Origin of the sequence: Halomonas sp. H2 (assembly GCF_050215315.1) — a bacterium.
Taxonomy (GTDB): Bacteria; Pseudomonadota; Gammaproteobacteria; order Pseudomonadales; family Halomonadaceae; genus Vreelandella.
In genome coordinates, this window is sequence record NZ_CP189760.1 from 1,330,057 (window position 1) to 1,350,641 (window position 20,585).

Annotated in this window: 21 protein-coding genes; 17 read left to right on the plus strand and 4 right to left on the minus strand. The window is 53.4% G+C overall.

Annotated features, from left to right (window positions below):
• Positions 1-35 precede the first annotated feature (35 nt).
• Complete coding sequence (locus tag ACQE2I_RS06100) at positions 36-1,019, minus strand: sugar kinase (RefSeq protein ID WP_427030573.1); 984 nt, start codon at positions 1,017-1,019, stop codon at positions 36-38.
• Between the two features lie 85 nt (positions 1,020-1,104).
• Positions 1,105-2,121, minus strand: coding sequence for a LacI family DNA-binding transcriptional regulator (locus ACQE2I_RS06105; protein WP_427030574.1), 1,017 nt, complete (start codon positions 2,119-2,121; stop codon positions 1,105-1,107).
• 132 nt (positions 2,122-2,253) lie between these two features.
• On the opposite strand from ACQE2I_RS06105, the gene ACQE2I_RS06110 reads away from it, so the two are divergent.
• Together ACQE2I_RS06110 and ACQE2I_RS06115 are read left to right on the plus strand one after the other, a co-directional pair.
• A complete protein-coding gene (locus ACQE2I_RS06110) occupies positions 2,254-3,063 on the plus strand; it encodes a methyltransferase domain-containing protein (protein WP_427030576.1) in 810 nt (269 codons plus the stop codon).
• Positions 3,060-4,073, plus strand: a complete 1,014-nt coding sequence (locus ACQE2I_RS06115) for a methyltransferase (RefSeq protein ID WP_427030578.1) — start codon at positions 3,060-3,062, stop codon at positions 4,071-4,073. The genes ACQE2I_RS06110 and ACQE2I_RS06115 overlap by 4 nt, the downstream gene beginning before the upstream one ends.
• A gap of 24 nt (positions 4,074-4,097) precedes the next feature.
• Here ACQE2I_RS06115 and ACQE2I_RS06120 read toward each other — a convergent pair whose 3' ends face one another.
• Entirely contained in the window at positions 4,098-4,853 is a 756-nt protein-coding gene (locus ACQE2I_RS06120) for a FadR/GntR family transcriptional regulator (protein ID WP_427030579.1), read from the minus strand.
• Between the two features lie 226 nt (positions 4,854-5,079).
• Between ACQE2I_RS06120 and ACQE2I_RS06125 the strand changes: the two genes are divergently transcribed.
• The 9 genes from ACQE2I_RS06125 to ACQE2I_RS06165 all read left to right on the plus strand — a co-directional run bounded on the left by ACQE2I_RS06125 (position 5,080) and on the right by ACQE2I_RS06165 (position 14,488).
• Positions 5,080-5,820 carry an SDR family oxidoreductase gene (locus ACQE2I_RS06125; protein WP_427030580.1) on the plus strand — a complete coding sequence of 247 codons (741 nt, stop codon included), beginning with the start codon at positions 5,080-5,082 and terminating at the stop codon, positions 5,818-5,820.
• A gap of 22 nt (positions 5,821-5,842) precedes the next feature.
• A complete protein-coding gene (locus tag ACQE2I_RS06130) occupies positions 5,843-6,685 on the plus strand; it encodes a fumarylacetoacetate hydrolase family protein (RefSeq protein ID WP_427030581.1) in 843 nt (280 codons plus the stop codon).
• Positions 6,686-6,908: 223 nt separating this feature from the next.
• On the plus strand, positions 6,909-7,943 hold the full coding sequence (locus ACQE2I_RS06135; protein ID WP_427030582.1) for a zinc-binding alcohol dehydrogenase family protein: 1,035 nt from the start codon (positions 6,909-6,911) through the stop codon (positions 7,941-7,943).
• Positions 7,943-9,583: a UxaA family hydrolase gene (locus tag ACQE2I_RS06140; protein WP_427030583.1), complete on the plus strand. Its 1,641-nt coding sequence runs from the start codon at positions 7,943-7,945 to the stop codon at positions 9,581-9,583. The genes ACQE2I_RS06135 and ACQE2I_RS06140 overlap by 1 nt, the downstream gene beginning before the upstream one ends.
• Positions 9,580-10,695, plus strand: coding sequence for a mannitol dehydrogenase (locus tag ACQE2I_RS06145; protein WP_427030584.1), 1,116 nt, complete (start codon positions 9,580-9,582; stop codon positions 10,693-10,695). The genes ACQE2I_RS06140 and ACQE2I_RS06145 overlap by 4 nt, the downstream gene beginning before the upstream one ends.
• Positions 10,696-10,861: 166 nt before the next feature.
• A complete protein-coding gene (locus ACQE2I_RS06150) occupies positions 10,862-11,848 on the plus strand; it encodes a C4-dicarboxylate TRAP transporter substrate-binding protein (protein ID WP_427030585.1) in 987 nt (328 codons plus the stop codon).
• 60 nt (positions 11,849-11,908) lie between these two features.
• The gene (locus tag ACQE2I_RS06155) at positions 11,909-12,382 is read left to right on the plus strand and encodes a TRAP transporter small permease (RefSeq protein ID WP_427030586.1); all 474 of its coding nucleotides are present in this window, start codon (positions 11,909-11,911) and stop codon (positions 12,380-12,382) included.
• Between the two features lie 11 nt (positions 12,383-12,393).
• Positions 12,394-13,677, plus strand: a complete 1,284-nt coding sequence (locus tag ACQE2I_RS06160) for a TRAP transporter large permease (protein WP_427030588.1) — start codon at positions 12,394-12,396, stop codon at positions 13,675-13,677.
• 82 nt (positions 13,678-13,759) lie between these two features.
• Positions 13,760-14,488, plus strand: coding sequence for an SIMPL domain-containing protein (locus tag ACQE2I_RS06165; protein WP_427030589.1), 729 nt, complete (start codon positions 13,760-13,762; stop codon positions 14,486-14,488).
• A 48-nt stretch (positions 14,489-14,536) separates the two neighbouring features.
• Here the strand turns inward: ACQE2I_RS06165 and greB are convergent, their stop codons facing one another.
• On the minus strand, positions 14,537-15,067 hold the full coding sequence (gene greB / locus ACQE2I_RS06170) for a transcription elongation factor GreB (protein ID WP_427030590.1): 531 nt from the start codon (positions 15,065-15,067) through the stop codon (positions 14,537-14,539).
• A 201-nt stretch (positions 15,068-15,268) separates the two neighbouring features.
• Between greB and ACQE2I_RS06175 the strand changes: the two genes are divergently transcribed.
• The 6 genes from ACQE2I_RS06175 to cysN all read left to right on the plus strand — a co-directional run bounded on the left by ACQE2I_RS06175 (position 15,269) and on the right by cysN (position 20,496).
• Entirely contained in the window at positions 15,269-15,928 is a 660-nt protein-coding gene (locus tag ACQE2I_RS06175) for a hypothetical protein (RefSeq protein WP_427030591.1), read from the plus strand.
• A 72-nt stretch (positions 15,929-16,000) separates the two neighbouring features.
• Positions 16,001-16,660: an NUDIX domain-containing protein gene (locus ACQE2I_RS06180; protein ID WP_427030593.1), complete on the plus strand. Its 660-nt coding sequence runs from the start codon at positions 16,001-16,003 to the stop codon at positions 16,658-16,660.
• Between the two features lie 32 nt (positions 16,661-16,692).
• Positions 16,693-17,139: a DUF1249 domain-containing protein gene (locus ACQE2I_RS06185; protein ID WP_427030594.1), complete on the plus strand. Its 447-nt coding sequence runs from the start codon at positions 16,693-16,695 to the stop codon at positions 17,137-17,139.
• Positions 17,139-17,885, plus strand: a complete 747-nt coding sequence (locus tag ACQE2I_RS06190) for a phosphodiesterase (RefSeq protein ID WP_427030595.1) — start codon at positions 17,139-17,141, stop codon at positions 17,883-17,885. The genes ACQE2I_RS06185 and ACQE2I_RS06190 overlap by 1 nt, the downstream gene beginning before the upstream one ends.
• A 174-nt stretch (positions 17,886-18,059) precedes the next feature.
• Positions 18,060-19,052, plus strand: coding sequence for a sulfate adenylyltransferase subunit CysD (cysD, locus tag ACQE2I_RS06195; protein ID WP_427030596.1), 993 nt, complete (start codon positions 18,060-18,062; stop codon positions 19,050-19,052).
• A gap of 1 nt (position 19,053) precedes the next feature.
• Entirely contained in the window at positions 19,054-20,496 is a 1,443-nt protein-coding gene (gene cysN / locus ACQE2I_RS06200; RefSeq protein WP_427030597.1) for a sulfate adenylyltransferase subunit CysN, read from the plus strand.
• Positions 20,497-20,585 lie beyond the last annotated feature (89 nt).

Below are 20,585 nucleotides of genomic sequence, written 5' to 3' on the forward strand. Positions count from 1 at the left end.
TATCTCCTTGTTATAAAACCTTAATTAAAAGAGGGTCAAAGCGTGGGTTGGCTAGCTTCAAGGGTTTGCAGTTGATCGCGATTGGGCAGGCCTTCCATATCACCAATGACCTGAATCGCTTGGGCGCCAATAAGGTTGCCGCGCTGGGCCGCTTGGCGTGCCGTACTGCCGTCGAGCAGGGCGCTAATCACGCCGACCGCGAAGCCATCGCCGGCCCCGACGGTATCAATTACTTCTGCTACGCGACAACCAGGCACTGTGAAGCTCTCCTCCTGCCCGTCTAAGTTGCCACGATAATAGCTGCCTTCTGGACCCAGCTTGATAATCACCGCAGAAGCCCCTTGATCTAGATAGTAGCCCGCTATGTCATAAGGCGTCTTCTGCCCGGTGAGTAACTGGCCTTCTGAAAGCCCCGGCAACACCCAATCGGACAACGCGGCAAGGGCGTTTAGCGTCTTACGCATAGCGTCTTCGCTGTCCCACAGGCTGGGGCGTAAGTTGGGGTCAAAAGAGATGCTGGCGCCGTTAGCGCGAGCCTTTTTAAGCGCATGGTAAGCAAGTTCACGGGCACTGGTGGAAAGAGCGGGTGGTATGCCGGTGGCATGAACATGGCGCAGGGCTGTGAAATCGATATCGTCGGTGTCAGTGGGGGTTAAGTGGCTGGCGGCACTGCCACGCCGAAAGTACTCCACCTTAGGGTCTGCACCATTAAGCGCGCGCTCTTTGAATAGCAGCCCCGTGGGGTGCTGGGTATCGGTGCGCAGGTGACGGCAGTCGAGCCCTTCATTTGCTAAGGTCTGGCGGATGAAATCGCCAAAGCTGTCATTGCCGACGCGGCTCAACCAGCCGACATGAAAGCCTAAGCGTGCCAAGCCAATTGCCACGTTGGTATCGGCACCGGCGATTCGGCGCTGAAAATGCTCAATGTCGCTAAGCTTGCCAGGGGCGCCTGCCACAAACATGGTCATAGCTTCGCCAAAGGTGAGGATTTCAGGTGGGCTAGTGAAAGAGTGGGGCATGGTTAAGAATCTCTTTGAGTTGTTGATTACCATCCAATGGGAACGATACCATTTTTGTGACGACTTTTATCGTCGTCTTAAAAAATTAGCGCTGAGTCGACCCTCGTTTAATCAGCATCGGTGCAAAACTCAACGTTATTGGCATCGCCAATGTATGCGGTGTAATCCGATGCATTAAGCATTGAATGGCCGTTTTGCCAATCTCGTCGGTGGGTTGGGCAAGGGTGGTAATGCCGGGCGGAACGAGGGCGCACCAATCGAGCTCATCAATCCCCATCAGACCTACCTGACCAAGCGGCAATCCAAGCTGCTGAAAAAGGCGCGTTACCGCTAGGGTGGCAGTGCCATTGCCACAAAGTACTGCGCAGGGGTGTTGATTGTGAGCCGCTATAAAGCTGCCTAGCGCTTTGAGCATTGCGGTGCTGTCGGGCTGACTAAGCAGTAGCGTTGTGTGGTTTAACGCCCGGTGCTCGGCGCTTTTATGAAAACGAGCCACCCGTAGTTGACGTGTGCTGGATAGTTCTGGGGCTTCACTGACGTATAAAACGCTTTGGTAGCCCTGAGCGACGAGGTGGTCAAGCGCCATATCGATTGCTAAGTGGTTGTCCAGGCCCACAACTTCAGCGTCGATATGGTTGACCTCGCGGTCTAGCAGCACAATCGGTGTGCCTTGAGCGATAAACGTATCAAGCTCTCGTTCAGGGCTACCCGCCGCATTGACGACCAAACCTTCTACTTGATAGGCGCTAAGTAAGGCTAAATGTTGGCGCTCCAGTTCAGGGTCGTTGTCGGTGTTACCCACTAAAAGCGAGTAACCGTATTGACGGCACGCTTGCTCGACCCCGTGCGTAATCGCGACCGAAAAAGGATTGCGAATATCGGCGACCAGCATTCCGACTAGCTTAGAGCGCCCGCCTTTTAATCCGCGCGCCATTTGATTGGGTTGATAGCCGAGGGAGTGAGCGGCTTGCGCGATACGCGCCTGAAGAGCGGGCGATAGGCGCGCACGCTCCTCGCCAAAATAGCGCGAAACGCTGGTTTTAGACGCGCCCGCCAAGCGAGCAACTTCAAGGATGGTAGAACGACGCGGCGCGATCAGCATAGTATTCTTTAAAGAATGGGAACGGTTCCAAGGTAAACGATTAACCACTTTTGAGCAATTAATTGACTGGCAAGCATTCTGGTGTTGGCCAGAGTAAACTATTTGGCCTTTATGCGATGCTTGGCTTAATGAATGCACACTACTTATGAACTGACAGAAGCGGGAGACCGCTACTTCGATGGTCTGGTGGACAAATTTTCCCGCTCGCTCTACCAGGCGCCCCGCGGTGAGCTGCGCCTAGCCATGCTCGACTACTTATTGCCGCAAATGTTGCTTTTAAACGAGCAGAAAGCCCTCGATGTTGGCGGTGGTTTGGGCCAGCAAGCGGCGTGGTTTGCCAAGCGTGGGCATGCGGTGACGATGGCTGAGCCCTCAGAAGATATGCTTAACCACGCTAAGCAGTGGCATTATGACGACAGCGAGTTACCCCACGAGTCGATTAACTACCTTCAGGCGCCCATCCAGACGCTTCCTCAGCAAGCGCCAGGGCTATGGCCGCTGATTACTTGCCATGCAGTGTTAGAGTGGCTAGGCGACCCGCAAGCAGCATTAACCACATTAAGCGCATTATTGGCGCCCGGTGGGCAACTGAGTTTAATGGTGTTCAACCGTGATGCGTTGCGTTTTTCTAATGTGGTAAAAGGCAATCTTGAAAAAGCCTTAAGCGATCGCTTGGCGGGCAAGGGCAAGCGTCAACGGTTAACGCCGATATCACCCGTCACCCATGCTGAGATCACCCAGTGGAGTGCCGCGAACGGCCTGCAGATAACGTCCGTCGCCGGTATCCGTGTCTTTCAAGATTACTTGCGTGAGCCACCCGCAACACCGCTAGAAAATGCAACACTACTTGCGCTGGAAAAACACTATTGTCGTCAGGATCCACACTGGCGCTTGGGCCGCTACCTACTCTATACCCTAACCAAACCGGAGACGCCTGAATGAGTGCTCAAGACCCTGCTTGCCAATTGCTCGCACGCCAACAAGATCATTATGCCGCTTTGTGGGTGGTGGGCCCGCCAATGGATAGCTGGCTGGTTGATCGATCGACCGGGGTGGTGAGCGGTGATCATGACGTTCTCGCCGAATGGGCCACTAAAGGCAAGCAAGCCACGACGCCCTTTGATATCGCGGCGGATGACGGGCTGGGTAAAGAAATCGTGCTGTTTTGGCCGAAAGCCCACCAATTGGGCATTTGGTGGCTGAAGTGGTTATGCGAACAGCTACCCAGCGGAACCCCACTAGAGATTGTTGGTGAGCACCAAGGGGGAATCAAACGCGTTCCCAAGATGCTCGAAGAATTAGGGATGCTTTGTGACAAGCGCGATAACGCCCGGCGTTGTTCGCTATTTGTCACCCATACCGTCGCCTTGGATTCAGCCAGTGGGGCAAGCGACACTGCTTGGCAGACGTTTGAAACGCTAGGGTTAACGCTGGTGAGCCACCCCGGCGTATTTGGTCACGGCAAGGTCGATGAAGGCACGCTGTTACTGTTGGAAAGCTTGGAAAGTAGCTTGCCGAAAAAGCCCCTTAAGGTGCTGGATATGGGCTGTGGGGACGGCATTATCAGCGCCTGGTTAGCGCAGCGGGGCCACCTTGTGACCGCCGTGGACGTTAGCGCTTTTGCAGTAGAAGCCTGCAAGCGCACCTTAGCTGCAAATGGATTCAAAGGGCGCGTGCTGCGTAGCGATGTATTTAGTGAACTTGAGGGTGAGCAGTTTGACTGGATTATCAGTAATCCGCCTTTCCATAAAGAGCGCGATATTAGCTATGGCCCCAGCCAGCGCTTGATTAGCCAAGCGCCCGAGCAGCTAAATACCGGTGGGCGTTTGGTTATTGTGGCAAATGGTTTTCTGCCTTACCCAGACCATTTGCAGCGTGCTTTTCAAGATTTTCATACCTTGGCGGATAATCGCCGCTTCAAGGTGTATGGCGCTATTAAGCCTGGGCGTTAATACGCAAGCTGCCTGAAACGTTGTTTACTCTGCGAAAAAGACATTCAAAACATGGTCTAGGTGAATTTCCATCGCGCGGCGGGCGGCAGCCGGGTCACGAGCTTCGATTGCGTCTACGATACGCGCATGATCGTTTTGGGAGCGCTGCGGCATGTCTGTCTCCATAAACAGATCCTGAAGGCGACGAAACATAGCGCCGTACTGGTGACCTAGCAGGTGCTTGATAACAAGCGCGTAGGCAGCGTTGCCGGACGCTTCGGCGATGCGGATATGCAGCAAACGGTCTCCGGCGCAATTGCGGCCACCGTTCGCATTGTCAGACACATTGCGCTCAAAGGCTAAACGGATTGCTTTTAGGTCGTCATCGGTGGCATTCATGGCCGCCAGCGCCGCAATTTCCGGCTCCATATAACGCCGTGTCTGAAGCAGTGAAAAGGGCGGAATCTCTTCATCCAGATTGAGTTCGATTTCGCTCTCAAACTCGGGGTCTAGTGCCCAGGGCTCGGTACGCGCAGCGGCGCGCATCACTGGCTCCATAGGGGTTGACCTAGGCTCAAGGACCACGACGCCATGGCCAACCCGCACGGCGACCTGTTCAACCACTTCTAGAGCAATCAAGGCTTCTCTCACTGAGGCACGACTAACACCCAGTGATTGGGCCAGCTCGCGCTCAGGGGGCAGCAGTGTTCCCGGGGGAAACTCACCATCATTGATTAACTGCTGTAGTTGATCCGCAATCTGGCGGTAGAGGCGCTGTGAGCGAATGGTTTGAATCGGCATGCGTGGTATTTCCTATCCGTTTCATTAAGGTTTTCGACTAAAGTTTATAGCGACTAAAGTTCATCCTCTAAAGCTCGTATTTGGCTTTTTGAGGCTTGCAAGGATCAAAGCTCTTCTAGCATACTCAATCCATTGGTCAGGCCATTAGATATCTGGATGTTTAAATATAGCGTATGTTCCCACGATTACTGGGGCCATGCCATAGCTACCAAGGATGCTTCAGTATATGAGACTCAATAATAAAACAGCCCTTGTAACCGCCGCTGCGAACGGCATTGGACGCGCTACCGCCGAACGTTTTGTAGCTGAAGGGGCGCGAGTATTTGCAACAGATATCGATATTGCCACGCTAGAAGGTGTGGAGGGCGTTGAAGCATATTGTCTGGATGTCACGGACAGCAAAGCGATACATGAGCTGGCAAGCTCACTGCCTAACCTGGATATACTCTTCAACTGTGCGGGTATGGTGGCAGGTGGCTCAGTGCTTGAGTGTGATGAGGTCACGTGGCAGCGCTCACTGGATCTCAATGTCACCTCTATGTTTCATATGTTGCAGGCTTTTTTACCGGGCATGCAGGCAAATGGGGGCGGCAGTATTATCAATATGGCTTCGCTGGCGTCAAGCGTTAAAGGCGTGGCTAATCGCTGCGCTTATGGCACTTCCAAAGCGGCGGTGATTGGTCTCACCAAATCGGTTGCCGCAGATTTTATGACCCAGGGTATTCGCTGCAACGCCATCTGCCCTGGCACGGTTGAATCGCCCTCCTTAAAGCAGCGTATCGCCGAGCAGGCCCTTAAAGAGGGGCGTAGCGATGCCGAGGTGTTGGCAACGTTTATTGCGCGCCAGCCAATGGGCAGGTTAGGGCGAGTGGCAGAGGTCGCTGCCTTGGCGACGTTCCTGGCCAGTGATGAATCTGGATTTATTACGGGTACGGCACAACTGATTGATGGCGGCTGGGCAAACTAATCACTTTAGGAGATACAACAATATGAAACTTGTACGTTTTGGGTCGCCGGGCCAGGAAAAGCCGGGCATCTTAGATAGCCAGGGTAAGGTGCGTGATCTTTCTTCTATCGTGAGCGATATTGCTGGTGATGTATTGGACGATGCCGGTTTAAAGAAATTGCGTGATATCGATGTGGCCACACTGCCGGAAGTGTCGGGTGATACGCGTTTCGGGCCCTGTGTGGGTCAGGTAGGTAAGTTTATTTGCATTGGCCTTAACTACTCTGACCATGCGGCGGAAACTGGCGCGGAAGTGCCGCCGGAGCCGGTTATTTTCAATAAATGGACCAGCGCTATCTGTGGCCCTAATGACGACGTTGAAATTCCACGTAATTCCAACAAGACCGACTGGGAAGTTGAGCTTGGAGTGATCATCGGTAAAGGCGGTCGTTATATTGATGAAGCCGATGCGATGTCCCATGTGGCGGGATTCTGTGTCGTTAACGATGTGTCTGAACGCGAGTTTCAGTTAGAGCGCAGCGGCACTTGGGATAAAGGCAAAGGCTGCGATACGTTCGGCCCTTTAGGCCCTTGGCTGGTAACGCGTGATGAGGTTGCTGACCCCCATCAGCTGAGTATGTGGCTGGAGGTCGACGGCCACCGCTATCAGGATGGCAATACCCGCACCATGGTCTACCAAGTGCCTTTTCTGATTAGCTACTTGAGCCGTTTTATGAGCTTACAGCCCGGCGATGTGATCTCAACCGGAACGCCGCCAGGTGTTGGAATGGGGCAGAAACCACCTGTTTACCTACGCGATGGGCAGCAAATGCGTTTAGGGATTGAAGGCCTTGGTGAGCAGCAGCAGCGGGTCGTACAGGCTTAGTAAATAAGGCTTGTGGAATATAACTATCAGCGGGGTAATACCCGCTGAATAGTCGCAACACTATAGATCTTAATAACACTATAGATAGACACAACACTATAAATGTCAGGCCCAAGGCTCGCATATGAGCAGTTTTTTTAATCATAAAGGCCTGACCTCTAGATCAATATACCTATCGGGCTGCTGGGCTAGCCGCCGGGGTTTGGTAAAAAGGAGCGCACTCATGCAAGTGCTTGTCTGTAAAAAACCACACCATTTGGAGCTTGCTCACGCCGATAAACCTGAGTGTTCGCCTGGGCATGCCCTAGTGCGAATTCGCCGCATCGGTATCTGTGGGACGGATATTCATGCTTATGGCGGCAACCAGCCCTATTTTGAATACCCACGTGTGCTGGGGCACGAACTCGCCGGTGAGGTGGTAGACGTCGCTGATGATCAATCTCAGCACTTACTGGGCAAACAGGTTTACGTTATCCCTTACTTGCATTGCGGTGAGTGCCGCGCCTGTCAGCAACATAAAACCAACTGCTGCCAAAATATGCAGGTGATTGGTGTGCATCAAGATGGCGGAATGGCGGAGTACTTGTCCGTTCCTAACACTCACTTGGTGGTGTCGGAAACCCTGACTATCGATCAGCTCGCGCTGGTGGAGTGTATGGCGATTGGTGCTCACGCGGTAAGGCGCAGCGCACTACAAGCGGATGAGCTTGCCGTGATCGTTGGCGCTGGGCCAATTGGTATGGGCGTGCTGCAGGTCGCTAAAAGCCGCGGCGCACGCACATTGATGGTTGATACAAACGCTTCCCGACTGGATTTTTGCCGCGATGTACTGGGCGCCGATGCGGTGGCGAATCCTCAGCACGCCGATGTGGCTGACCTAATTGGCCAATTGAATGGTGGCGCATTAGCGGATGTGGTGTTCGATGCCACCGGTAATCCTCGCGCCATGGAGGCGGGGTTCGATTTGGCGGGCCATGGTGGCCGCTATGTGTTGGTCAGCATAGTAAAAGCTGACATTACTTTTAGTGATCCAGACTTCCACAAAAAAGAACTGACCCTGATCGGTAGCCGCAACGCCACCCGGGAAGACTTTAATGACGTGGTGACCCTGATGGAAAACGGTGGTATTAACGCCGCCGCCATGATTACTCATCGGGCCCTCCTTGCTGACGTACCCACCCAAATGCCCGAGTGGTGTGACCCGGCTAATCAGGTCATTAAAGCCATGATCTCGATTGACGTTGAGGAAGCGTACTGATGAGTGAACTGATTGCCAGCCAAACGCCCCATCTCACGCTGCGTGTTCATACGCTGGATAATGTTCGTGTCGCGTTGACTGACCTGCCAGCCGGCACGGTGATCGAGGATCAAGAAGGCGTCAATGTCACGCTGCCTGGGCCTGTTCGCCATAAACACAAGTTTGTACTCAGCGATATGGCCGTTGGCGAAATGGTCATTATGTATGGCGTTAGGGTCGGAAAAGTGACCCAGGCCATTGCGGCAGGTGAGGCCATTACCACTGAAAATCTGGTTCACTCAACGGAAGATTTATCCGCGAATACGCACCAAGACGCTTGGCAACCCCCCGAAGTAACCGCGTTCGAGACAACAACATTCGATGGCTATCACCGCCCAGATGGGCGAGTGGGAACAGCCAATGTGTGGTTGGTGGTGCCCTTGGTATTTTGCGAGAACCGTAATATTGAAGTGCTGCGTCAGTGCGTTGCCGATGCTTTGGGGGATGATCCCTTTCATGACTACAAGCGGATGGCGAGACAGTTATTGCACGGCGAAGGCGCCGCTGAGTCGGCACTGCCGGCCGGTGAACGGCTATTCCCCAATGTGGATGGCGTGCGTTTTCTGGTCCACCAATTGGGATGCGGTGGTACGGACGGTGATGCTGGAGCACTCTGCGATTTGCTTGCAGGTTATATCTGCCACCCCAATGTGGCAGGCGCCACGGTGCTTAGCTTGGGATGTCAGAAGGCGCAGATCAGCATGCTGCAGGCAGCGATCAGCGCGCGCGACCCAGAGGGTTATAAGCCCGTTAGCTATTTCGAACAGCAGCAGTCCACCAGCGAAGAAGCATTAATCCGCGATGCGCTAACGGCTATTTTTGATGGCCTTAAGCAGGCCAATCAGGTCACGCGACAGCCAGCACCGCTCTCTGAACTGACCCTTGGGGTTGAGTGCGGCGGCTCGGATGGTTTTTCCGGACTCTCGGCCAATCCGTTGGTAGGCGCCGTCGTGGATCGACTAGTGGCGCTGGGTGGTAGCGGTATTCTGAGCGAGTTCCCCGAATTGTGTGGCGTAGAGCATGAGTTGCTCGCCCGCTGTGGTGATCCGCAGGTGGCCGAAAGGTTTACGTCATTAATGGGGGCTTATCAGCGTCATGCCCAGGCGGTGGGGGCCGATTTTTCTATGAACCCTTCGCCGGGCAACGTTCGCGACGGTTTGATCACCGATGCCATGAAGTCGGCCGGGGCGGCCAAGAAGGGTGGCGATAGCCCGGTGGTGGACGTGCTTGATTACACCGAACCGATGACTCGCAAGGGCCTTAACCTGCTCTGCACACCCGGCAATGACGTTGAGTCAACCACCGGCTTGGTTGGGTCCGGCGCTAACGTAGTGCTGTTTACGACTGGTTTGGGGACGCCCACGGGTAATCCAGTGGCACCCGTGATCAAAATTTCCAGTAACAGTGAACTGGCTCGCCGAATGAGCGATGTGATTGATTTTGATGCCGGCCCAATTATTCGCGGTGAGGCGGATATCGCTGAGTTAGCGGATCAGCTGCTGAGCCTGTGTATCGACACCGCGTCGGGTCGTTATGTGACGAAGGCGGTACGCCTTTCTCAGCTGGACTTTATTCCTTGGAAGCGGGGTGTCTCGCTGTGACATCGTCGCTCTCCCAGGCAAGTATCGTTCAGTTTGGCACCAGTCGATTTTTGCTGGGCCATGTGGCTGCTTTTGCGGGCCAGGCAATTGAAAACGGCAGCAGCCAAGAAGCCATATTGGTCGTGCAAACATCTGCACGCCCAGAAGGCAAAGCCAAAGCGGCAGCACTTGCCCTGCAGGAGAGCTACCCGCTGCATATTAAAGGGCGGCGCAATGGTTTGCCTGTCGATGAGCAGGTCTCAATAGGCAGTGTGTCAGGCTGCCTAATTGCTCAGGAGCAATGGCAGGCATTGGAGCATCACGTTATTAATACGGCGCGCTGGGTGGTCTCCAACACGGGCGACAGTGGCTACCAAGTAGCCGATGATTCCAGTTTGGCGGATGTGCCCGCCAGTTTTCCCGGCAAGCTTACCAAGCTGCTCTATGCGCGCTTTAAAGCAGAGCGGCCTGGCCTGACGTTACTACCTTGCGAATTAATCAGCCGTAATGGACAAGTGCTTAAACAGCTTGTGACCCAAATGGCTCGACAGGATTATCACGATGCCCGCTTTGAAGCGTGGCTGGAGACTCAGTGCTGCTGGGTCAATACGCTGGTAGACCGCATCGTCTCTGCGCCTTTGGAGCCGGTTGGTGCGGTTGCTGAGCCTTATGCGCTTTGGGCAATACAGCAAACACCAGGGCTGGTGATGCCCTTTGAACATCCTGACGTCGAGGTGGTGAGTTCACTAGAGCCTTATGCGTTGCGCAAGTTGCATATTCTCAATCTGGCGCATACTTATCTGGTCGATCAATGGCGCCATTTGAGCTTCAATGCGTCGATAACTTACGTCCGAGAAGCGCTGCAAGCAACGCCATTGCGTAACAGTCTAAGCGAGCTTATGAAGCAAGAGGTGTTGCCCATTTTGGCCCGTGAATTGCCGGATATGGACTTAAACGCTTATTGGCATAACACCTTGGAGCGCTTTGATAACCCCTACCTAGATCACCGACTTGAAGATATTGCCAATGACCACGGCGATAAGCTGACACGCAGACTGAAACCTGTGGTGGAGCTAGGCGCTAAATATGATATTTCCACACCGCGACTCAATGCAGCGATGGGCAGGTGGTAATAGGCAGTATGTTTCTTTGAAGAAATGCTATGTAAATCACATGGCTATGATATATAGAGCTTATGTGTATGAGTAATTTTTTATGTAGATAAAACCGATATAAAACAACACTGCCTTCATGGCAGGAATACTAACCTTCAGTAAACACAAAAAAATGGAGTACATCATGCGCCTTAATAAACTCTCTATGGCGATGACGCTTGCTACGGTTACCACCATGGGGCTTGCCAGTGCTGCCCAAGCAAGTACCGTGATTCGCGTGGCTTATGGCAACCAGCCAGGTGAACCGGTAGATGTCGCCGTGAAACAGTGGGCCGAATGGGTTAATGAAGCGAGTAGTGGTGAAATAGAACTGAAAGCCTTTCCAGCAAGCCAGCTTGGCTCAGAAACCGACGTCATGGAGCAGGCTCGGTTTGGCTCGGCGATTATTTCGATTACCGCTTACAGCAACTTTCTAGACTCGGTTCCCGACCTTGCCGTACTGGATGCGCCCTATTTGAGCGAAGATTTTGAGTCCAAACTCAAAGTCTTTGATTCTGAATGGTTTGCTGAGCAAATGTCACAAGTTGAGTCCTCCGGTTACCACATTGTCATTCCCAACGCTGTATACGGCGTACGTCATCTGCTAACGCGTGAGCCTGTCAGTAGCCCTGATGATCTTGACGGTGTAGGAGTGCGGGTGCAGAACTCACAGATGTACGTTGAGGCCATTCGTGCCATGGGTGCAACGCCCACGCCTATGTCATTGGGGGATGTTTATCCTGCCTTGGCTCAGGGAATGGTAGATGGTGTCGAGAACCCCGCTGCCGTGCTCTACGGTGGAAAATTTCACGAGGTGGTTAAAAACCTTAGCCTGACGTCGCATATGCATACCGTAGCTCCCTTCGTTACTGGTCAGGCGTTCTGGGATCAACTCGGCGAAGAAGAACAGCAAATTCTGACTGATACCGGCCAGCAAATGGCTGAGTACCTTGGCGAACTTGTTGCTGAAGATAGTGAACAGGCATTGGAAAAGCTACGTAGCGAAGGCGTAGAGATTCACGCAGTGGATACTGCTCCTTTCCGTGAGCGGGCCGCAGAACAGATTCCAAGCGCGTTTCCACAGTGGAGCGATGGTCTCTATGACAATGTCTACGAGATCATCAACGGCTGATGAGCGTGTGATTTTATGGTGCCCCGGCGTCTGCTGGGGTACCTAATCGAGGAGTCTGGTATGAAGCGTATATTTGCGTGCTTGGATAGAATCATGCGTCTTGATGAAGCTATCGCCACGGCAGCTATTTTCGCGCTCTTTCTGGTGGCTATTAGCAATATTTTCATGCGTTACCTTTTCAATTCCCCGTTGGCGTGGACTGAAGAGATACTTCAACTGTTGCTGGTTTGGGCCACTTTTCTGGGTGCAAGTGCGTTAGTGCGTCGTCGCGAGCATGTGTTCATTAGCTTTGTCACCGATAAGCTTCCGCCTCGCTTGGCGCATTGGAATGAGCAGATATTTAGTATTGGCATCATTCTTATCAGTGCCCTGGTCATGCTGTATTGGGGCACCCAACTACTGAGCATTTCAGCATTTCGCAGCACGCCGATGCTGCAAATTCCCTATTACTGGATTCATGTGGCGATCCCCGTCAGCGCAGGGGTGATGATTTATCACTGCGTGGTACGGCTATGTCAGCGACATAAACCATAGGAGCCAACCCCATGGCTGTCAGTATTGCGCTTGGCGCACTGTTTTTGCTGTTTTTATTAGGCACCCCCGTCGCATTTTCGCTGTTCTTTTCCACCTTCCTCTACTTCATCGTCGGTGCTGATCAACCTATGATGCTGCTCATTCAGCGTCTAGCAGGTGGGCTGGAGTCCGTATCGTTATTGGCCATACCGTTTTTCATTATGGCCGGCGTATTTATGAATCATTCCGGTATCACTGACCGGCTGCTGAGACTGGCCGAACTGTTGACGCGGCGTATGCATGGCGGATTGGCTCAGGCCAACGTATTGTTGAGCACTTTCATGGGTGGGCTTTCCGGCTCCAATATTGCCGATGCCGCCATGAACGCAAAACTGCTGGTGCCTAGCATGACGGCGAAGGGCTACCCCAAGCCATTTTCGAGTGCGGTCACGGCTGCCTCGTCGCTGATCACGTCAACAATCCCGCCTGGTATTGCACTGATTGTGTATGGCTACGTCAATAATGTATCAATTGGGCGGCTCTTTCTGGCAGGGGTCGTTCCTGGTGTGTTGATGGCATTCAGCTTGATGGTGCTAGTTTCCTATTTATGCCGTCGCCATCACTATCAGCCACCTGAACGCAAGAAGGTGGCGCGCCAGGAGTGGATTAGTGTTACCCGAGCAGGCGTTATTGCCTTGATGCTGCCGCTGGTGGTGATTGGGGGTATCCGGGTCGGCATCTTCACACCCACCGAAGCGGGTGCCATCGCGGTGCTTTATGCGCTAATCGTCGGTGTTTTCGTCTATAAGCAAATGAATGCGAAAAGCATTGCTCTGGCCACGAATGAGTCGCTTTTGGCATCGGTCAACGTGCTCTTCATTATTGCAGTGGCATCAGGCTTTGCTCGCTTTCTTACCTGGGAGCAGATACCTCAGGAGATTGCGATGATGCTTTCTTCCCAGGTAGGTAGCGCCATCGTCTTTCTGCTTTTGGCTAATTTTCTACTATTGATGTTAGGAATGTTCTTGGAGGGTAATGCGATCTTGATTGTGCTTTCACCACTGCTAGCACCAGTAGCGGCTCAGTTCGGTATTGATCCGGTGCATTTCGGCATTGTTTTCATTATTAACGCTACGATAGGCACCATTACACCGCCGTTGGGAACGGTGATGTTCACTACCTGTAGTATCACCGGCATTAGCGTTGCTTCCTTTATTCGAGCAGTGATGCCGTTTTGGATGGTGATGGTAGGGATATTGCTGCTGACGACCTTTGTACCCGCGATTTCGCTCGCGCTGCCTGCCCTCGTTTTTTAAACAAGTGTTAAGGACAGCTGTTAAAGTCAGTGATGCAAATAAGCAGTCGTTAATTTAACAGTAAAAAGCAGGAGTGGCTGAAATGGCGGGAAATATTCGTAATACAGCGATACTGGGAAGTGCTGTTGTGCTAGGCGGGCTATTGGCGCTGGGGCTGGTGTGGAGTGGCAGTTATATTAAGGGCGCTGCTGAAGTATGGCAGCAGTCATCGCGTAGCGTGACGGTGCGCGGGTTAGCCGAGCGTGAAGTATCGGCGGACTTAGTGCTATGGCCGTTTAACTACACTGTCAGCGCCAATAGCTTGAGCGACCTGGAGCAGCAGCTGTCAGAAAATGAGCAAGTGATTCGCAAATTTCTAGAGGCTCGAGGATTTGCATCAGAGCACGTTAGCTCGACACCGCCGCGGATTACCGATCAATTTAGCAATCAGTACGGCGATCGTCGCCCGGATGAGCGTTATCGCGCAGAAGCGACGCTACTGTTGCGCTCGCCTGATGTTGAGAGTGTTATTGAAGCGGTTCCCAGTGCGACGTCGCTGGTGCGTGAGGGCGTGTTGCTGTCGCCCAGCTATGAATACCGCACGGAGTTTTTATTTACTGGCCTTGATGCCATAAAGCCTGAAATGATCGCGGCAGCAACGGCGGATGCCCGTAGCGCCGCTCAACAGTTTGCTGAAGACTCCGGTAGCCAAGTGGGCCAGATTCGCCAAGCCACTCAAGGCTACTTCTCCATTGAAGACCTGGACAGCTACACGCCGCAAACCAAGCGTGTGCGCGTTGTCACCACCGTTGATTATGCGCTAGAGGATTAAGCGCTAAATAACGAGCCATTAGAAAGGTCGGTAATAGCTAAGTAGCGATTAGCCGGTGTAATCAATAGCGGTGATGGTATAAAACGTATCGCCATTAGGAGTGAGCACTTTGGCATCGTCACCGACCTGTTTACCTAACAGCGCCTTGGCCATGGGGGCATCGATACTGATCCAGCGCTTTTTAGTGTCGATTTCATCGTGGCCAACAACCCGCAGATGTACCTGCTCGCCGTTTTCATCTTCCAGGCTCACATAGGCGCCGAAAAATACCTTGCTGGTGTCAGCAGGCAGGCGGTCGACGACCTGTAATTCATCTAAGCGTTTTGTCAGATAAGTAATCCGGGCAATCACCCGGTTTAGCTCTTTCTTGTTATAGGTGTAATCGGCGTTTTCGCTACGATCGCCCTGGGCGGCGGCTTCGCCGACTTTTGCTGAAATAGCCGGGCGTTTAACCCGTGATAGGTGATCCAAAATAGCGCGCAAGCGGGACGCCCCTTCAGTGGTGATCAAGTTGCTCTTTGGGGCTTGGCGCGGATCTTTGGCTGGATCGCGCCAGCGGGTCATGTTGCGGCCTTTCATTACCAGTTCCCTATCAGGTATCAAGCTATCTACTTTACGTTAAATGCGTGAAGCATACCAAGCAACATGCCTTTGCCTAATCATTCAAACGTTTGTTAGATTGTTTGCTATATTGGAGGAGCGGCCCACTAATGATAGGTCTAAAGTGATGGGTCTAAGTAGTCCAACCCTAAGCAGGACAACAATAATTTAGGAGCAACTATGCAACAACGCTCATTAGCACGCCTACCTTTAACGCGTCTGCTAATTGCCGCCACCATTGGCAGCACGCTGGCGCTGGCCCCGTTAACCGCAGCCGCTTTTGAAAGTGAACTATTCTCGCTAAAGAACCGCTGGGAGCACACGGTGACCGAGCTGCCCGCCAACGAGCGCGAGAGCACGCTGAAGTCGTTGGCGGGCGAAGTAGAACAGCTAGCCGAGCAGTACAGCAACGAGGCCAGTGTACTGGTCTGGCAAGGTATTATTCTGGCTTCTTATGCCCGTGAGCGCGGTGGTCTAGGCGCGCTGGGCACCGCTGGTGATGCCCGCGAAGTGCTCGAACAGGCGATCGAAATTGATCCCCAGGGATTAAATGGCTCGGCTTACGTGACGCTTGGCGCGCTCTATGACCGTGCGCCGGGCCGTCCGCTCGGTTTTGGTAATAGCGATACTGCGGAGCGCATGTTCCAGCGTGCCTTGGAAATTCGCCCAGACGGTATTGACGTTAACCATTACTATGCCGCCTTTTTGCAAGAAGAGGGCAACGAACAGGCGGCTCGCGAGCACGCCGAGCGGGCGGTTAACGGCACCGCTCGCGATAACCGGCAGGCCTCTGATGAAGCGCTACGCCGCGATGCCGAGGCGTTGCTTAATCAGTTGTAATCCCCACGCTGAATTGGCATTCCCGGTGGCAAGCATTGATAATAGAGCGCTTATCACCACCGGGAGTGCCGCATGTCGACGAGCCCCACTACCTCATCCCTTAGCGTTCCGCCGTTAAAGCGTGACGATGTTGAGCTGCACAAGCGTGAGACGCTGCACCAGGGGTTTTTCCGTCTGGAAGCGTTAGAACTCCGCCACCGCCTATTTGAAGGGGGCTGGAGCCAACCCATGCGCCGCGAAGTGCACAATCGCTTTGATGCAGTAGGTGTGCTGCTTTACGACCCCGAGCGCGATTCTCTGGTGCTGATCGAACAATTTCGAGCTGGCGCTATTGATGACGCCGTTTCTCCCTGGAAATTAGAAATCGTCGCCGGTTTAGCCGAAAAAGACGAATCGATGGAAGATGTGGCCCGCCGTGAAGCGTGGGAGGAGGCGGGTTGTAAAGTAACCGAGCTGACCAAACTTCACACTTACTATCCAAGTCCTGGGGCCTGCAACGAGCAAGTGACCCTATTTTGTGGTTTGGTAGATACCCAAGGCCTAGGTGGCATTCACGGTTTAGATGAAGAGCACGAGGATATTCGCGTTCACGTGGTGCCTTTTCCTGATGCCTGGGAACTCTTACTCCATGGGCGACTCGACAACGCCATGTGTTTGATTGGTCTACATTGGCTGAATAGCCAGCGAGCTTCACTGCGTGCCGCCTCTCAGCGAGCGGTGACGAACAGCTAAGCAACGTAAAGCGAAACAGACAAGGAGTGAACATGGCGAGAACGGCCTATGTCACCGATTTAAAATCGCTCCAAGGGGAGTGCAGCGCCAACTATTTACGTTTGGTGCGGCTGGTGGGCGATATGGAGGCTGGCCAGCGTCGTGATATTGCCCTGCGCGGTAATAAGCAGCACTTTGGTGATTTGCATCTCTATATTCAACAGCAGGCGCCTTACACCACCATGGTGGATGTTTCCCAAACGGGTCCGCTGGATGCCATTTTGGAAGGGCCGCGTATGCGCGTACACCTCTATCATGATGTGCGAATGGCCGAGGTGACTGACTTTCAGCGCGAGCGTCACTTTAGTGGCCGCTATCGCTACCCTAACGCCAGAATGCACCAGCCGGATGAAAAGCTTCAACTCAACCGCTTTTTAGGTGAGTGGCTGGCTCATGGCCTAGCCCATGGCCACACCATGGACGTACCGGAGATGCCTTAATGCGCGTGGTGCAGATTACCGACGCCCATCTTTATGCGGACACCGAAGCGCGCTCCCGCGCGGGTGTTCCTTGGCGGCAGTTTCAGCAGGTGTTGAGTGCCGTTGTCGCTGAAAAGCCCGATGTTGTGCTGTTGACGGGGGATATCAGTCAAGATGATTCTGCCGCTTCCTACGCCTTGGCCGTGCAGGCGATGGAGCAGTTGCCTTGCCCCTGGTACTGGTTGCCGGGCAATCACGACCAGCCCGAGTTGATGGCTGCCGAGCGCGGAATGGTCGATCAAGTGGATTTGGGGGCGTGGCGCATACTGCTGCTCAATACCCAGGTAGCAGGCCAGCCCTACGGGGAGCTGGGAAGCGAACGCCTGACCAAGCTCGCTGAGCAGCTTGAGCAAGATGAACGACCCACGCTAATCGCCATGCACCACCCGCCGGTTAATGTGGGCGCGGTATGGATGGATGCCATTGGTTTGCAGGATCGCGATGCGTTTTGGCAACGGCTAAGCCGATACCCTCAGGTCAAAATCATCTTGTTTGGTCACGTGCACCAAGCTTACGCCGAGCACTACCCCTTGGGCGAAATGACGATTGATGTTTTTGGCTGCCCCGCGATGGCGGATCAGTTCCTGCCCGGCGCTGAGCAGTTCGCCATTGATGAAGCCTCCCGCCCTGGCTACCGCGTGATTGATTTACACTGGAGTGAGTCACTTGGAGGCGAGTGGCAGAGCTGGGTTGAGCGTATTGATTGAGCCTCTGGCGCTGCAATCTTAAATGGTTAGGTCATAAAAGAATAAAAAGATAGTTATTAATTCTTTTGGGTTATTATCAGCTCGGCGTTACCCTACCCGCATTCGAACGAATTTTTAGAACGTATACCGTTTTCTAGCTTGTCTAACGAGCTTGTTCTTGCGAGGTAATGGGCCATGAGCCAATCTTCCACTCTTTCTTTAGGGGCGCTTGCTGAAAAGTCGCCATCTTCAGAGCCGCGAAGCGAAGCGTTTGTTACGCCTGATGCTGCGCGCTTGACCCACCTCAAGCAATTAGAAGCTGAGTCTATTCATATTATCCGTGAGGTCGCTGCCGAGTTCTCTAACCCGGTGATGATGTACTCCATCGGTAAAGACTCTTCGGTCATGCTGCACCTAGCGCGCAAAGCCTTTTATCCCGGTACACCGCCATTCCCGCTGATGCATGTGGATACCACGTGGAAATTCCGCGAAATGATCGAGTTTCGTAACCGCATGGCAGCAGAGGCGGGTATGGAACTGATTGTGCATACCAACGAAGAGGGGCGGGCGGCCAATATCAACCCGTTCGATCACGGTAGTGCCAAATACACCGACATCATGAAAACCCAGGCGCTTAAACAAGCGCTGGACCAGCACGGCTTTGATGCGGCTTTTGGCGGTGCACGGCGTGATGAAGAGGCGTCACGTGCCAAAGAGCGGGTCTATTCATTCCGCGATAAGTATCACCGTTGGGATCCTAAAAGCCAGCGCCCTGAACTGTGGAACGTGTATAACGCCAAGGTTAATAAAGGCGAATCGATCCGCGTGTTTCCGCTCTCCAACTGGACTGAGCTGGATATCTGGCAGTACATCTACTTAGAGTCGATTCCCATCGTGCCGCTCTACTACTCGGCCAAACGCCCGGTCGTCGAGCGCGACGGTATGCAAATTATGGTCGATGACGATCGCCTGCCGTTAGCACCTGGGGAAGTACCTGAACAGAAGTCGGTACGCTTTAGAACGCTTGGCTGCTACCCGCTGACCGGCGCGGTGGAGTCTGAGGCCGCGACGCTGCCTGAAATTATTCAAGAGATGCTGCTGACCCGTACCAGTGAACGCAGTGGCCGCGCCATTGATCGCGACCAGGTGGGTTCAATGGAGAAGAAAAAGCGCGAGGGGTACTTTTAATATGTCTCACCAATCCAATTTAATCGCCGATAATATCGAAGAGTACCTGCACGAGCATGAAAACAAAGACCTGCTGCGTTTTATTACTTGCGGCAGCGTAGACGACGGTAAATCGACGCTGATTGGCCGTCTGCTTCACGATTCGAAAATGATCTTTGAAGATCAGTTGGCGGCGATCACTCAGGCCTCTAAAACCAGCGGCACTACCGGCGATAGCGTTGATTTAGCGCTATTGGTGGATGGCCTGCAGTCTGAACGTGAGCAGGGTATTACCATCGATGTGGCGTACCGCTTTTTCTCCACAGATAAGCGCAAGTTTATTATCGCCGATACCCCAGGGCACGAGCAGTACACCCGTAATATGGCGACAGGCGCATCAACGGCCAGCTTGGCGATTATTTTGATCGATGCCCGCTACGGCGTGCAGACCCAAACTCGCCGTCATAGCTTTATTGCCGACTTGCTGGGTATCCAGCACCTAGTGATTGCGGTCAATAAGATGGATCTGGTGGACTTCTCTGAGCAGCGCTTTAACGAGATAGTTGATGAGTACCGTGCCTTTGCTGACAACCTACAGGTAGCCGATATTTGCTTTGTGCCGATGTCGGCATTGAATGGCGATAACGTGGTCAATCGCAGCGAGCAAACACCGTGGTACTTTGCCGATGGCTATCAGGGGCAAACGCTGATCGAGCTGTTGGAAAGCGTCGAGATCAGTCGTGATCAGAACTTGAGTGATCTGCGCCTGCCGGTGCAGTACGTGAACCGCCCGAACCTCGATTTCCGCGGCTACTGCGGTACTCTATCAGCCGGTATATTGCGCCCAGGCCAAGCGGTTAAGGCGCTGCCATCGGGTAAAACGTCGACCGTGGCGCGGGTCGTTACTTATGATGGTGACCTTGAAGAGGCGTATCCGGGCCAGGCGATTACGGTGACCTTGGAAGACGAGATTGATATCTCTCGCGGTGATTGGTTGGTGGCAGCGGATAGCGAATTGCCGCTCTCTAATACCTTTAAAGCCGATATTGTCTGGATGCACGAAGAGGTTCTAACGCCGGGTAAGCTTTACGATTTCAAGCTGGCGACCCGGGATCTTTCTGGCCAGGTAAGCGCGATTGATTACCAGATTGATGTCAATACCTTGGAGAAGCATGCCACTCACTCGCTGGGCTTAAATGCCATTGCCCGCTGCGATGTCGAGTTGACCGCCGCAATACCGGTGGATAACTACCGCACCAGCCCCGGCACCGGCAGTTTTATCATCATTGATCGGCTAACCAACGTCACCGTGGGTGCCGGGATGATTCGCGGCACCGCAAGCGCCCCAGGCGCCGTGTCAAACACGACCGACTGGGCGGCGTTTGAGCACGACCTTAACACGCTAGTGCGCAAGCATTTTCCCCACTGGGAAGCGAAAGATATCAGCGGCTTATTTAACCGCTAAAAGCTTTGATGCACACCAGCACAGCGCAAAACACAACGGCCCGCTTTTAAAGCGGGCCGTTGCTATTTGGGCGTCTTACATTACTCAGC